Source organism: Chromobacterium paludis, from assembly GCF_008275125.1.
Lineage (GTDB): Bacteria > Pseudomonadota > Gammaproteobacteria > Burkholderiales > Chromobacteriaceae > Chromobacterium > Chromobacterium paludis.
On record NZ_CP043473.1, the window covers coordinates 3,626,859 to 3,640,742 of the forward strand.

General features: G+C 64.0%; 15 protein-coding genes, 1 pseudogene and 1 riboswitch. Of the genes and pseudogenes, 10 read left to right on the forward strand and 6 right to left on the reverse strand.

Features of this window, described 5'->3' with window-relative positions:
- Positions 1–531 precede the first annotated feature (531 nt).
- Positions 532–1,938, forward strand: coding sequence for a pyruvate kinase (pyk, locus tag FYK34_RS17190; RefSeq protein WP_149298549.1), 1,407 nt, complete (start codon positions 532–534; stop codon positions 1,936–1,938).
- 126 nt (positions 1,939–2,064) lie between these two features.
- Positions 2,065–2,826 (forward strand): substrate-binding periplasmic protein, encoded by a 762-nt coding sequence (locus FYK34_RS17195; protein ID WP_168209787.1) that lies wholly within the window; start codon positions 2,065–2,067, stop codon positions 2,824–2,826.
- A gap of 5 nt (positions 2,827–2,831) precedes the next feature.
- On the opposite strand, the gene FYK34_RS17200 is transcribed toward FYK34_RS17195, so the two are convergent.
- Positions 2,832–3,458 (reverse strand): class I SAM-dependent methyltransferase, encoded by a 627-nt coding sequence (locus FYK34_RS17200; protein WP_149298554.1) that lies wholly within the window; start codon positions 3,456–3,458, stop codon positions 2,832–2,834.
- An 85-nt stretch (positions 3,459–3,543) separates the two neighbouring features.
- Positions 3,544–3,915, reverse strand: coding sequence for a VOC family protein (locus FYK34_RS17205; RefSeq protein ID WP_149298556.1), 372 nt, complete (start codon positions 3,913–3,915; stop codon positions 3,544–3,546).
- A 131-nt stretch (positions 3,916–4,046) separates the two neighbouring features.
- Here FYK34_RS17205 and FYK34_RS17210 point away from each other — a divergent pair, with 131 nt between their 5' ends.
- Entirely contained in the window at positions 4,047–5,255 is a 1,209-nt protein-coding gene (locus FYK34_RS17210; RefSeq protein ID WP_149298558.1) for a winged helix-turn-helix domain-containing protein, read from the forward strand.
- Between the two features lie 3 nt (positions 5,256–5,258).
- Here FYK34_RS17210 and FYK34_RS17215 read toward each other — a convergent pair whose 3' ends face one another.
- On the reverse strand, positions 5,259–5,618 hold the full coding sequence (locus FYK34_RS17215; RefSeq protein ID WP_149298560.1) for an EthD family reductase: 360 nt from the start codon (positions 5,616–5,618) through the stop codon (positions 5,259–5,261).
- Between the two features lie 247 nt (positions 5,619–5,865).
- Here FYK34_RS17215 and FYK34_RS17220 point away from each other — a divergent pair, with 247 nt between their 5' ends.
- Both FYK34_RS17220 and FYK34_RS17225 read left to right on the forward strand, forming a co-directional pair.
- Positions 5,866–6,159: a hypothetical protein gene (locus FYK34_RS17220; RefSeq protein WP_149298562.1), complete on the forward strand. Its 294-nt coding sequence runs from the start codon at positions 5,866–5,868 to the stop codon at positions 6,157–6,159.
- 68 nt (positions 6,160–6,227) lie between these two features.
- On the forward strand, positions 6,228–7,349 hold the full coding sequence (locus tag FYK34_RS17225) for a GGDEF domain-containing protein (RefSeq protein WP_149298564.1): 1,122 nt from the start codon (positions 6,228–6,230) through the stop codon (positions 7,347–7,349).
- Between the two features lie 85 nt (positions 7,350–7,434).
- On the opposite strand, the gene FYK34_RS17230 is transcribed toward FYK34_RS17225, so the two are convergent.
- On the reverse strand, positions 7,435–8,550 hold the full coding sequence (locus tag FYK34_RS17230; RefSeq protein ID WP_149298566.1) for a GGDEF domain-containing protein: 1,116 nt from the start codon (positions 8,548–8,550) through the stop codon (positions 7,435–7,437).
- Positions 8,551–8,724: 174 nt separating this feature from the next.
- Here FYK34_RS17230 and FYK34_RS20570 point away from each other — a divergent pair, with 174 nt between their 5' ends.
- Together FYK34_RS20570 and FYK34_RS17235 are read left to right on the forward strand one after the other, a co-directional pair.
- On the forward strand, positions 8,725–8,886 hold the full coding sequence (locus FYK34_RS20570) for a hypothetical protein (protein WP_168209788.1): 162 nt from the start codon (positions 8,725–8,727) through the stop codon (positions 8,884–8,886).
- A 90-nt stretch (positions 8,887–8,976) separates the two neighbouring features.
- Positions 8,977–9,309 (forward strand): gamma-glutamylcyclotransferase family protein, encoded by a 333-nt coding sequence (locus FYK34_RS17235; RefSeq protein ID WP_149298568.1) that lies wholly within the window; start codon positions 8,977–8,979, stop codon positions 9,307–9,309.
- Between the two features lie 139 nt (positions 9,310–9,448).
- On the opposite strand, the gene FYK34_RS17240 is transcribed toward FYK34_RS17235, so the two are convergent.
- Together FYK34_RS17240 and thiC are read right to left on the reverse strand one after the other, a co-directional pair.
- A complete protein-coding gene (locus FYK34_RS17240; protein ID WP_149298570.1) occupies positions 9,449–9,688 on the reverse strand; it encodes a DUF2789 domain-containing protein in 240 nt (79 codons plus the stop codon).
- A gap of 103 nt (positions 9,689–9,791) precedes the next feature.
- Positions 9,792–11,609 (reverse strand): annotated as a pseudogene (gene thiC, locus FYK34_RS17245) (phosphomethylpyrimidine synthase ThiC); the annotation flags it as partial.
- A 159-nt stretch (positions 11,610–11,768) separates the two neighbouring features.
- Positions 11,769–11,914: riboswitch (TPP riboswitch) on the reverse strand.
- A gap of 96 nt (positions 11,915–12,010) precedes the next feature.
- Between thiC and FYK34_RS17250 the strand changes: the two are divergent.
- From FYK34_RS17250 to FYK34_RS17260, 3 genes are all read left to right on the forward strand, one after another.
- Positions 12,011–12,670: a protein-L-isoaspartate O-methyltransferase family protein gene (locus FYK34_RS17250; protein WP_149298574.1), complete on the forward strand. Its 660-nt coding sequence runs from the start codon at positions 12,011–12,013 to the stop codon at positions 12,668–12,670.
- Positions 12,671–12,672: 2 nt separating this feature from the next.
- The gene (locus FYK34_RS17255) at positions 12,673–12,999 is read left to right on the forward strand and encodes a rhodanese-like domain-containing protein (RefSeq protein WP_149298576.1); all 327 of its coding nucleotides are present in this window, start codon (positions 12,673–12,675) and stop codon (positions 12,997–12,999) included.
- Between the two features lie 113 nt (positions 13,000–13,112).
- Positions 13,113–13,835 (forward strand): uracil-DNA glycosylase, encoded by a 723-nt coding sequence (locus tag FYK34_RS17260; RefSeq protein ID WP_149298578.1) that lies wholly within the window; start codon positions 13,113–13,115, stop codon positions 13,833–13,835.
- Positions 13,836–13,884 lie beyond the last annotated feature (49 nt).

Below are 13,884 nucleotides of genomic sequence, written 5' to 3' on the forward strand. Positions count from 1 at the left end.
CCCCAATCATTCCATTGAATTTCAAATACTTACGCCATGTAGCGCGACGCTACATTTTTACATCAAAATAATTGATGCACTGCAAAACGGAAAATTGCCGAAAATGTGCGGAGTCGTGGCAGCACTGACTCCAACCGGCCAACAAGACAGGCGGAAAAAGCACGCGACAAGGCCGAGGGGCAAGCCTTTGCCTGCGCCACACGCCAATTACCAAAAAGGAAAAAATAAGAAAATATTCGAAAACAAGATTGCCGAAACCTGCTCAAACCATCGCCACAAAACGTTGTTTTGCAATCGAAATGCCATATTTACGTAGTTATGACGCTACACGCCAGATATGGCACGATGACTCTCGCCGCTGGACGCCAAGTTTTGGACCCAGCGCAAGAAATCCGTCGCCGCGCCATGGCATCATTTCATATGAAGCCATATCGCCAGCCGGCGCGAAGCGCCGCTGCTCGGCCGACGGCATGGCCGCCACACGCCACCTCGCTCCTGATCAACCGGCCGGATGGGCCGCAAAGGACTGTCATGCTTCGCAACACCAAAATTCTCGCTACGCTGGGGCCGTCCTCCAGCACCCCGGAACAAATCCTGGAATTGGCCCGCGCCGGGGTCAACATCTTCCGGCTCAATATGAGCCACGGCAGCCATGACGACCATCGCGCCCGGCTGCAGGCCATCCGCGCCGCGGAAAAGGCGCTGGACCGCCCGCTGGGCGTAGTGGTGGACCTGCAAGGCCCCAAGCTGCGCATCGGCAAATTCCCGCATGCCACGCCGGTGCAGACCGGCGACGCCTATGAGTTCGTGCTGGATGAAGTGCCCGGCGACAACAAGCGCGCCACGCTGCCGCACCCGGAAGCCTTCGCCGCGCTGCAGCCCGGCCACCGCATCCTGGTCAACGACGGCAAACTGGCGTTCCACGTGGAACAAGTGGAACCGCGCCGCATCGTCACCCGCGTCGCGGTGGGCGGCGACCTGTCCAGCAACAAGGGCTTCAATCTGCCCAACACCGTGCTGCCGCTGTCGGTCATTACTGAAAAAGATCGCAAGGACGCCGAATTCGCGCTGGCCGAAGGCGCGGACTGGCTGGCCATGTCCTTCGTGCAAACCGCGGCCGACGTCCAGGAGCTGCGCGACATCGTCGGCAAGCGCGTCGGCATCATTTCCAAGATCGAAAAACCGTCCGCCGTCGATGACCTGGACGCCATCGCCATGTTGTCCGACGCCGTCATGGTGGCGCGCGGCGACCTGGGCGTGGAGCTGCCGCCGGAAGACGTGCCGGTGGCGCAGCGCAAGATCGTGCATCAATGCCGCCACCTGGGCCGCCCGGTCATCGTGGCCACCCAGATGCTGGAATCCATGATCACCGCGCCGACGCCCACGCGCGCCGAAGCCAACGACGTGGCCACCGCCGTCTACGAAGGCGCGGACGCGGTCATGCTGTCGGCCGAAACCGCCGCCGGCCAGTTCCCGCTGGAAGCGGTGCAGATCATGGACCGCATCATCCGCCGCGTGGAAGGCGCGCCGGACTACCGCAAGGTGATGGCGCTGGACTACAGCGCGGCCGACGAGCCGGACCGCACCGACGCCATCGCCGCCTGTGTGCGCAAGGTGGCCACCCTGCTGCCGGTCACCGTGTCGGTGGCTTTCACCACCAGCGGCTCCACCTGCATCTATCTGGCGCGCGAACGTCCGTCCACGCCGATACTGGGCATCTCGCCCAATCTGACCACGGCGCGCCGCCTGTCCCTGGTATGGGGCGTGGTGGCCTACCACGGCCCGGACGCGGAAAACCTGGAAGACATGGTCGTCAAGACCACCTTCTGCGCCACCAAGCTGGGCCTGGCCGAGCAGGGCAAGCCCATGGTGATCATCGCCGGCGTGCCCTTCGGCACCCCCGGCTCCACCAATCTGCTGCGCATCGTTTACCCATAAACGCCAGTCCGCCGCCAACGCGAAACGGAACCCTAGGGTTCCGTTTTTTCATGGTCCAGTCCGGCATTCAGCAAGCCGCGCCGCATACTATGCTGCAAGAGTGATTCCGCTCCCACGATGTCCCGCATGCCGCACAAAATCATCCAAGGCCTATTGCTGCTGGCGCTGCTCCTCGTCCAGCAGAGCCAGGCCGGCGAGCCGCCCGGCCTGATCGTCAATGTCGACGCCAGCAACCCGCCGCTGATGTATGCCGGTCCACACGGCGCCAGCGGACTCTACCCCACGCTGATCGCCAAAATCTGCGAACGGGCCGGCATCGCCGTCACCTTGCGCGCCGGATCCTGGCGCCTGGCCCTGCAGGAGCTGGGCAAAGGCAGCGCGGCGGCCGGCGGCATCATCAAAACCGCCGAGCGCGAAAAACTGTTCAACTTCAGCCAGCCACTGTTCCTGGAACGCGTGGTCATGGCCTACCCGGCCAAGGCTAGCGGCTATGGCTCGCTGGCGGATTTGAATGGCAAGCGGGTCGGGGTGATCGCCGGCTGGAGCTATGGCGACGATTTCGACCACGCCAGAAAAGACGGCAAGTTCAGCGCCCTGGACGGCGACAGCGACGAGCAAAACCTGCGCCAGCTGAAGCTGGGCCGGCTGGACGTGGTGCTGGGCATACGCGAGTCGCTGCAACTGGCGCTGCGGCAAGACGGCTATCGCGACATCTCGCTGTCCCAGGCCGTGCTAGTCAGCAATCCGTCCTTTCTCGCCATCAATCGAAGCTCGCAGCAACAGGCCCTGCTGACGCGCTTCAACCTGGCCCTGGAGGCGATGCGCCGCGACGGCAGCTACGACGCGCTGCTGCGCGATTTCTTCGCCGGCAAGCCCGCTGCGCGCTGAGTCCCTCACTCGGCGCGGAAAAACACCAGCCCGCCCCGACGCATCAGCAGCGCCACATCGCCGAAGCCAGCCTGGCGCAAGGCCGCTTCCTGTTCTTCCACCGTCGCGTACAACTGATCATTGGCCATGCCGTCGCCGCCGGCGTAATGGTCGGACGCGCCCGGCCGCAGCAGCGAACGCGCCTGGCGGTGCAGCGCCGGCAGATGGCGCTTATGCCGTACCTCGTGCGCGGCCTGGTTGGTGATCACCGCGTCGTACAGCGGCAAGCCCCGTGCCCAGTCCGCTTCGCGGAAGCTGCCCAGGCGAAAATCGGCCCTCTCCGCCAACACGCCCAGCCGTTCGCGCGCCAGCTGGTGCATGGCCTCGGAAAAATCGAACAGCTCCAGGCGCAGCTGCGGCAAACGTTCCTGCAGGTGGCGCGCCAGAAAGCCCGGGCCGGAGCCCAGCTCCAGCACCCTGCAGGCGCCCGCCAGCTCATGGGCGAAACGGTCGAAAAACTCGACGCGCCACGGCCGCTTTTCCATTGCCTTGGCCGCCCATTCGGCCGCGTCGGCCATCTGGCGCAGGTCTATCGGGCTGGGCACATCGGCCAGGTTCCCCACTTTCCCGTTCTCCACTGTTCGTTCTTCCATCAATAGCCGCATCAGTTTCCAGCCACCGCCTGCGGCAACTCAGGATGCGCCGGCATGCCAGCCTCTTTATCCTGCATCCTGGTTTTCAAAAATTGTAACTGCTGACTTCCACCAGATTGCCGTCCGGGTCCTTGAAATACACCGAGGTGATGGGCCCCATCGCGCCGCTGCGCGTCACCGGCCCTTCGACGATGGCCACGCCCTCGCGCTTCAGGTGTTCAATCACCTCCGGCAGCGGCGCGGAAGCGATCAGGCACAGGTCGCCGCAACCGATGGCGGCGTGATTGCGCGTCTCCTGGCCCAAAGTCTGCAGATTGATCTTCTGGTTGCCGAAACGCAGCGCGCGGCGGCCATTGCCGAACGTCACCGCTTCCAGCTTCAGCGCGCGCTGGTAGAAAGCCGCCGCCGCCTCGATGTCGCGGACGGTCAGTACGATATGGTCGAGATGGCTGATCATGCGCTAGCTCCTGAGCATTGGGTTAACCACTCTGCCACAAACTCGCCGCCCCGTCATACCATAGGCATGACAACTGACCTCGCTTGTCGCGCCTGCTATAGTCTTCGTTCCCACCCTCGCCCAAACCCGCCATGACGATACACCTCTCCCTGCAGCAAGCCCGCCATCTGCAATTGGCCGCCCAAGGCCTGCTCGCCGCGCCGCGCCGCAAGGCGGCCAAGGCCGACGCGCTGGCCGCCATCCGCCGCATGGCGCTGCTGCAGATCGACACCATCAGCGTGGTGGCGCGCAGCCCCTACCTAGTGCTGTACAGCCGCATCGGCCATTACGACCCGGCCTGGCTGGACCAATTGCTGGCCGAGGGCGCGCTGTTCGAATACTGGGCGCACGAGGCCTGCTTCGTGCCGGTGGAGGACTACCGCCTGCTGCGCCACCGCATGTTGAACGCAGAGGGCATGGGCTGGAAGTTTTCACAGCGCTGGTACGAGCAGCACCGCGCCGACATCGAGGCCATCGTCGAGCGCATCCGCGAACACGGCCCGGCGCGCTCGGCCGATTTCGAGCGCCAGGGCGGCAAGGGAAATGGCTGGTGGGACTGGAAGCCGGAAAAACGCCATCTGGAAGCGCTGTTCACGCTGGGCAGGCTGATGGTGAAGGAACGCCGCAGCTTCCAGCGCGTCTACGACCTGGCCGAGCGGGTGCTGCCGGATTGGGACGACGCGCGCGACCTGCCTTCTCCCGAAGACGTGCGGCTGGAGCAGATGCGCAACAGCTGCCGCGCGCTGGGCCTGGCCAAGCCGGCGTGGGTGGCCGACTACTACCGGCTCAAGCGCGCGCCCTACGGCGAACTGCTGCATGGCCTGGCCGACCAGGGCGAGCTGATTCCGGTCAAAGTGGAGGGCTGGAGCCACGACGCCTTCGTCCACGCCAGCCTGGCCGCGGAGCTGGAACTGGCGGCGGCCGGCAAGCTGAACAGCGGCAATACCGCCATCCTGTCGCCGTTCGACCCGCTGGTATGGGACCGCAAGCGCGCGCTGGAGCTATTCGACTTCGATTACAAGATCGAGTGCTACACCCCGGCGCCCAAGCGCAAGTACGGCTATTTCACGCTGCCGATACTGAACCGCGGCAAGCTGGTGGGCCGTCTGGACGCCAAGGCTCACCGCGCCCAGGGCGTGTTCGAGGTCAAATCGCTGCACCTGGAGCCGGGCGTGCGCGTCAGCCAGCGGCTGGCCGACGACTTGAAGACCGCGCTGAACAAGCTGGCCGCCTGGCACGGCGCGCCCAGGCTGGCCGTCAGCCAGGCGCCGGACGGCCTGGCCGGACGCCTGACCAGTTAACGCTTATTGCGCGTCGGCATACCAGCCGTTGACGCCTGGCTGGCGCTCGTCCCACAACGCCACTTCGCTGTACTGGATCTGCGGCTGGATATCGGTGTAGTTCGGCACATCGCCCATGATGCGCGCCGCCACCGGGCCAAACGCCTGTTGGAACGCCTCCATGGTATCGAACTGCAGCAAGGCCAGCGCGACATAGCCGGCCGGACTGCCCGCCTCCGCGCCGGACAGGCCGCGGTCGACCCGCGCGCCTTTCAGCGCATGGCCAAGCAATTGCTGCACCATGGGCATGTGGTTTTGCAGGTAATAGCCGAAATCGAAATGCGCGCCCGCGTGATGCGGGTAGAGAACGCTGACGGTTATCATGGCAGACTCCTGGCAAGAAGAAAGAAGGCACAACATAAACCCAAACGCCAAGCATTGCCAATGTCATTTCAACTGAGCGCCGCGAAGCAAATCTCGATAAGCAAAGCCGCGCCGCGCCTACGCAGACAGGACAAATCGTAAGGCCACGAGCCGCAACGCAGGATCAGGGCTTGGCTTAACCGGTGTTGACAGGAACTTGCCATCCGCCTGCGGCTCTGTAGCAAGACGCCAACCACAGGACAAAACCATGCGCATCGTCATCTTCGCCGCCGTTTGCGCGCTGCCGCTGGCCGGCTGCAATCAGCAACAAACCGCTCAATTGCAACAGGCCGCCTCCGCCGCCATCGGCGAGGCGCATCAGGGCCTGGATGCCGCCAGCGCGCCGCTGGGGCAATGGAAACAACAGGCCAGCGCCGCGCTGGGCGCAGCCAAACAGGCAGTGGACAGCGCCGCGGCATTGAATCCGGAATGGAAACAGCAACTGGACCAACTCAAACAGCAGGCATCGGCGGCCAAGGGCGCGCTCAAGCCTTCTCCATAGCGCCGGCAGAGGCAGGGCCGCCCTTTGCTAGAATGAAGCAAATATCGCTCATTCTCGCTTGACCGCCCATGTCAGACTACCTGCTCATCATGGTCTCGCTGGCAGTCGCCAGCATAGGCCTCATCACCTGGCAGCACAGCGTGCGCGCGGACCTGGTGCGCGCGCGGCACCGCTGGCTGCAGGCCTCGCTCTTGCTGGCCGGCGGCATGCTGCTGGAAGGCCATCTGCTGGGACCGGGCTTTTTGCAGCGCAGCATCGGCCCCGCCATGACGACGGGCGGCATCACCCTGCAGCTGATGGTCATCGCCCGCCTGATCGGCAAGCGGCTGCCGGACTGGCTGTGGCTGGCGGTGGCGGCCTACGCCGGATTGAACCAGTGGGTGCCGTGGACCACGGCGCAACTGATTGTCGACGCCGTGGAGATCCCGCTGCTGTACCTGGCCGCCGCCTGGCTGTACTGGCGGGCGGAGCGCCAGGTGTGCCATAACCGCTTCAGCCCCACCGCCCTGCTGTTCCTGGTCAGCGCGATCCTGTTCATCTGGCGCGACACCACCGACATCCTGCGCCATCTGCAGGGCCTCCCTCTGCTGCCCCATCCCCAGGATACCGTCCACCACTGGGCGCTGACCTTCGCCGCGGCAGCCCAGGTCTGCGGCGCGGTGGGCTTTCTCAATATCGCACTGCAGCGGCAGAACAGCCGGCTGGAAGACGCCGCCAACATCGACCCGCTGACGGCGACCGGCAACCGCCGCGCGCTGCAATACTGGCTGCGCACGCTGGAGGCCTCCACCGAGCGCGTCTGCGTGGTGATGCTGGACATCGACCACTTCAAGTCCATCAACGACCGCTACGGCCATCCTGCCGGCGACATGGTCTTGCAGGCCCTGGCAGGCGTGCTGAACAACGGCGTGCGCGAAAACGACCTGCTGATACGCTATGGTGGCGAGGAATTCTGCCTGGTGATGCCGGACACGCCGGCGCAAACGGGCTATGTGGTGGCGGAAAGGCTGCGCCAGCAGTTCAGCCAGTTGCGGCCCCTGCCCGGCCAGCCCGATCTGAGCTGCAGCTTCTCCGCCGGCGTCTACGAATGGCAATGCCGCCAGCACGATTTCGCCAGCGCCCAGCAAAAGGCGGACCAGGCGCTGTACCAGGCCAAACGGGACGGCCGCAACCGGGTGTGCCTGCTGTGAGAGTAAGGGTTGACGCTGGATGACGGGATCGCGTGGGCGCCGCAAATGCATCCCGGCGCGACCGCTAGCCCCAGCTCAAGCGCCCCTAGTCCGCGTAGTCCCCAGGGCTGGCTTCCGGCACGCCGTCCTCAGGCGCAGGCGGCAAGCGGCCATCCTGCTTGACCCGATACATGCGCTGATCCGCCTGGTCCAGCAAGACATCGGGCAGAATGAAATCATCCGGCCCGGTCTCGGCGCAACCCATGCTCAAACTGACCTCGGGCAAGACTTTCGCCATTTCGTTTCTGAGCCGCAACATGAAGGTCTGCTCGGCGTGGCGCGCGTCGCAATTGGGCAGCACGATGCAGAATTCGTCGCCGCCGTAGCGAAAACAGCCATCCTCGGCGCGGGAAATGCGGCAGATGATCTCGCCCAGCACGCGCAGAATCTCGTCGCCGCGCTGATGGCCCTGGCTGTCGTTGATGTGCTTGAAATTGTCGATGTCCACATACACCAACGCCACTTTCTCGCGCCGGTACTGGGCGCCGCGCAGCACCCGGGTCAGCGTCTCGTCCAAGTAGCGGCGGTTCAACAGGCCGGTCAGCGGATCGGTGCGCGACAGCACCTCCAGCTGGCGCGTGCGCATCGCCACCTTTTCCTCCAGCAGCCGCGCATATTGCTCGGACTTGTTGCGCGAGGCCTCAATTTCCGCCACCAGGCTGCGGATATAGGTTTCAAACACCAGCGCCACGTCGAACATCACCAGCTTGTCCAGCGACAACTGGGTATGCATCAGCACGTCCGGATCCGGGATGATGTTGCCCAGCTTCTGCACCAACAGCGTTTTCAGCGTCTGCACCGCCGCCAGGTACAGCTTGGGCTCCACGCCGATGCGCTTGTGCACCAGGCCGATGCGGAGGCGGTTGTTGACGTAGTCCAGATCATAGACGCCGCTGAACAGGTCTATCACATAGCGGCGCTGGGCCGCGCGCAGTCTTTGCAAGGTATCGGCGTCGCCTATCAGCAGCGCGATTTCCGGCGTGCTGGTCTGCAACTCGTAGAAGCGGTCCACCAGATCGTCCAGATGCGCCTCTATCGAATTGCCGGCCGCGCGCAGCAACAACTCATCGCGCGGCTCCAGGCCAAACAGCATTTTGCGTTGCTCGATCTCGAATTCCGTGATGCGAAGTTGCTCCAGCAAAGTCTGATCGGTCTGTTTCATTCCATATCCATCCATGGCTACTGTCATGAAAACCTAAAACACAGACATTCTTTTTCAATCTAGCAGGTCCAAGCCCTTGTCTACCATTTGTTAGCCTGTTCGCGCAGCGCCCCTCCCAGCCTGGCCACGCCCAGCCGCAACCTGTCCTCCTCCAGATCGGCATAGCACAGGCGGATGCCGCGCACCGCCGCGCTGCATAAGGGCGCGCTGGCCGATTTCCCCCACACGCCCAGAGAGTCGCTCTGGGTGCTGGAAATCCATATCCACCATCCGTCCAAACCATATGGCGCTTTTTTCGAGGATATGCTGCTGGATAACGGCTTTTTCCCGCAATAAGCCCCTTTCCCCACAAGGGGAGAGGGGAATGCGCCTATCGGCCATGCCCGATGATACGATGTGAAAACCCCATTCAACGGGAGAGGAACCATGCCCAAACTGTTCTCTTACGGCACCTTGCAGCAAGACAATGTGCAGCTCGCTACCTTCGGCCGCCTGCTGAACGGCCATCCTGCGCAATTGGTGGGATTCAAGCGGGAGATGCTGGAAATCCGCGATGCCGAGGTAGTGCGCGCCAGCGGCAAGACCCACCATCCCATCATCCACCCGAGCGACTGTCAGCAAGACCGCGTCGCCGGCAGCGTGTTCAACATCAGCGAGCAGGAACTGGCTCAAGCCGACCTCTATGAAGTGGACGACTACCGGCGTGTGCAGGCCTTGCTCGACAATGGCGAGCGCGCCTGGGTCTACATCGCCGCCTGAGCGTCAGCAGGTGAAATAAGAATGGGCGACAGCTTATCCACAAGCTATCGCCCATTCTTGTTTTTATCCACAATCGAGGAGACCTTCACAAAACCCCGCGTCACGCCAGGCTGCGAAGCAGTGGTTGTGTTACCGGTTTTTAAGCCTCCCCCTGTTGCAGCAGCACGGCCAGCTCGTCCACCGCCTCGCTCCATTCGGCGTCGCATTCCAGCGCCTGGCGCAGGAAAGATGCTTGCGCGGCGCTCCAGAACGGCGCCTCGGCCAAGCTGGCGCCCGGCGGCAGCGGATGGCTGGCGATAAAGGCGCGCATCGCCGCCGGTTCGTCGGCCAGGCCCAGTTGGCGAAACAGGCCGGGCAACTGGTGATTGCTGGTGTCCATCGCAGGCTCCTGTGCTGGGGGATACGCTCATCCTAGACCGCTTGCCGATACGGCAGGCATAAAAAACGCCGGGCAGCCCCGCCGTTGTTCCGCCTCTGCAACATCAGATCTTGTCGTACAGCTTGGCTCCGCTCTGCACAAACTCGATGGACTTCACTTCCATGCCTTTCTGCAAGGCATCCTGCTCGCTGATGCCCTGCTTGGCGGCGAAGTCGCGCACGTCCTGGGTGATCTTCATGCTGCAGAAGTGCGGACCGCACATGCTGCAGAAGTGCGCCACCTTGGCGCTGTCTTTCGGCAGCGTTTCGTCGTGGAAGTCGCGTGCCTTGTCCGGGTCCAGGCCCAGATTGAACTGGTCTTCCCAGCGGAATTCGAAGCGCGCCTTGGACAAGGCGTTGTCGCGGATCTGCGCGCCGGGATGGCCCTTGGCCAGGTCCGCCGCGTGCGCCGCCAGCTTGTAGGTGATGATGCCCTCTTTGACGTCGTTCTTGTTCGGCAGCCCCAGGTGCTCCTTCTGCGTCACGTAGCACAGCATGGCGGTGCCGTACCAGCCGATCTGCGCCGCGCCGATGGCCGAGGTGATGTGGTCGTAGCCGGGCGCGATGTCGGTGGTCAGCGGCCCCAGGGTGTAGAACGGCGCTTCGCGGCACCATTCCAGCTCCTTGTCCATATTCTCCTTGATCAGCTGCATCGGCACGTGGCCGGGGCCTTCTATCATCACCTGCACATCGTGCTTCCAGGCGATCTCGGTCAGTTCGCCCAGGGTTTTCAACTCGCCCAGCTGCGCCTCGTCGTTGGCGTCCCAGGCGCTGCCCGGACGCAGGCCGTCGCCCAGGCTGAAGGCCACGTCGTAGGCCTTCATGATTTCGCAGATCTCCTCGAAGTGGGTGTAGAGGAAATTCTCCTGGTGGTGCGCCAGGCACCACTTGGCCATGATGGAGCCGCCGCGCGACACGATGCCGGTCATGCGATTGGCCGTCATCGGCACATAGGCCAGGCGCACGCCGGCGTGGATGGTGAAATAGTCCACGCCCTGCTCGGCCTGCTCGATCAGCGTGTCCTTGAAGATTTCCCAAGTCAGGTCCTCGGCCTTGCCGTTCACCTTTTCCAGCGCCTGGTAGATGGGCACGGTGCCGATGGGCACCGGGCTGTTGCGCAAAATCCACTCGCGCGTTTCGTGGATGTTCTTGCCGGTGGACAGGTCCATGATGGTGTCGGCGCCCCAGCGTATGCCCCAGGTCATCTTGTCCACTTCTTCGGAAATCGACGACGTAACCGCGCTATTGCCGATATTGCCGTTGATTTTCACCAGGAAGTTGCGGCCTATGATCATGGGCTCGGATTCCGGGTGATTGATGTTGGCCGGGATGATGGCGCGGCCGGCGGCCACTTCCTGGCGCACGAATTCCGCCGTGATTTCGTCCGGCAGATTGGCGCCGAAGCTCTGCCCCTTGTGCTGGCGCGTCATCAGCTCCAGCAAGCGGGTGTTGCCGGTGGCTTTGAGCGATGCCACATAGGCGCGGCGGTTCAGGTTTTCGCGGATGGCGACAAACTCCATCTCCGGCGTGACGATGCCTTGGCGCGCGTAATGCATCTGCGTCACATTGCGGCCGGCCTTGGCGCGGCGCGGCTTGCGCTGCAGATTGAAGCGCAGCTCGGCAAGCTTGGGGTCCGCCTCGCGGGCGCGGCCGTATTCGCTGGACAGGCCATCCAGCTGCTCGCAGTCGCCGCGCTCGGCGATCCAGGCGGCGCGCAAGGGCGCGAGGCCGCTCTGGATGTCGATTTTCGCGGCCGGATCGCTGTATGGGCCGCTGGTGTCGTAGACGTAGATGGGCGGGTTCTGCTCGCCGCCGAACTGGGTCGGCGTGTCGGCCTGGCGAATCTCGCGCATCGGCACTTGAATGTCCGGGCGGCTGCCGGCGACATGGATCTTGCGGGAGTTAGGCAAGGGCTGGATGGCGGCGGCGTCCACCACCATTTGCTTGTTTACGGGCGCGTTCATCGGGCGGGTGTCTCCAAAAGCGATGAAGCGGCGCAAGGAGCGATCCGGCGGGGCCGGCTGCGGGTATGGCGTGGCCATGGCGGGCAGGTGACGCTTCCCTACGCCGGTATTATCCGGGTCAGGTTCCAAGGGTATTTCTCACCCGCGCCGCGCTTCAGCCCGATGTCCTACGCTTTGGTAGCCATCTACGCCGAACGCCAGGCGCAGGACCCCTAGCGATGCCGTGTGAAGGTAAGGCAAATATGGGATAATCGCAAGTTATCGTCATGACCAGAGTCTTGCCGCCGCCGGCGGACTCCCAGCCACCGGAGTGTAAGTTGATGGATTTCGAAAAAAACCGTTTCAATATGGTCGAACAACAAATTCGCCCGTGGGATGTCCTGGATTCCACCATTCTGGACCTGCTGTTCCACGTGAAACGCGAGGACTTCGTGTCCGACAATCAGCGCCAACTGGCCTTCGTCGACACCGAACTGCCGCTGCCCAACGGCAGCAAGATGCTGCAGCCTAAGATGGAAGCGCGCCTGGCCCAGGACGCCCTGATCCAGTCCGGCGACAAGATTCTGGAAATCGGCACCGGCAGCGGCTACCTGACCGCGCTGCTGGCCAAGCTGGGCAAACACGTCGTCAGCGTGGAAATCGACCCGGCGCAGAAAGACCGCGCCGCAGCCCACCTGAAGAAGGCCGGCATCGCCAACGTCACCCTGGTGGAAGGCGACGGCGTGCTGGGTCTCCCGCAGCAAGCGCCTTACGACGTGATCGTGGTTGGCGGCTCCTTGCCCGTCGTGCCGCAGGAACTGAAGGACCAGCTGGCCGTCGGCGGCCGCCTGATCCTGGTGGTGGGCGATCTGCCGGTGATGAGCTGCAAGCTGATCCAGCGCGAGACCGACACCAGCTTCCGCGAAACCACGCTGTTCGAAACCTGCATCGAGCGTCTGAAGAAGTTCGAAGCCGTCGAACCCGCTCGCTTCAGCTTCTGATCATGCTGCGCGAAATCACCGCCCCCGCCCTCGCCGCCCAGCTGGCTGACCCGCAGGCCAAGCGCCCGCTGCTGCTGGACGTGCGCGAAGGCTGGGAATACCAGCTCGCGCACATCGAGGGCAGCGTGCACATCCCGATGAATCTGATTCCCATCCGGATGAGCGAACTGCCGGACGACGCCACCATCGTCGCCATCTGCCACCACGGCATGCGCAGCGCCCAGGTGGCGCTGTTCCTGCAGAATGCCGGCTTCGACGACGTGATCAATCTGCAAGGCGGCATCGACGCCTGGTCGACGCAGGTGGATGCGTCCGTCGCCCGTTACTGAGCGCGCCGCGCCCTGTTCAAGACACCGCCTGCGGGCGGTGTTTTGCTTGGAACAAAACGCGCCGCGCCGTCTCCAAGTCGCATCCTCCGCCCTACCCGTCTCAAAGAAACGCCATGTCCTCTCTAAGCTATCTATCCCCCGCCCTGGCCCGCGTCCATCCGGACTGGGAAACCGTGCTGCGCCAGCCCGCCGTCGCCGCCAAACTGGCCGGCATAGACCGCGAACTGCGCCAACAAAGCGAGGCCGGCAAGACCCTGTTTCCGCCCGCGCCCCTGGTGTTCAACGCGCTGAGCTACGCCGCGCCGGCGGACGTCAAGGTGGTGATATTGGGCCAGGATCCCTACCACGGCGACGGCGAGGCCATGGGCCTGTCCTTCTCCGTGCCGGACGGCGCGCGCGTGCCGCCGTCCCTGCGCAACATCTACAAGGAGCTGGCGGCCGACCTGGGCCTGGGCATTCCGGCCAGCGGCGACCTCAGCCACTGGGCGCAGCAGGGCGTGCTGCTGCTGAACAGCGTGTTCACCGTGGAGCGCGACAAGGCCGGCAGCCACGGCAAGCTGGGCTGGCAGACGGTCAGCGACGCGCTGATCGATGCCGTCAACGCGCAGAATCCCGGCTGCGTCTTCCTGCTGTGGGGCAACTGGGCGCAGACCAAGGCCGAGCGCATAGACAGCAGCCGCCACCTGGTGCTGACCGCCGCCCACCCCTCGCCCTTGTCCGCCAGCCGCGGCTTCCACGGCTGCCGCCACTTCTCCCAGGTCAACGCCTGGCTGCTCGCCCGCGGCCGCCAGCCGGTACGCTGGGCGCCCGCCGCCGCGCAAAACAGCCTGTTCTAAAACATGCCATCCGCCTCGCCACTTTGCGCGGCGGACGGCTTGCCCTAAG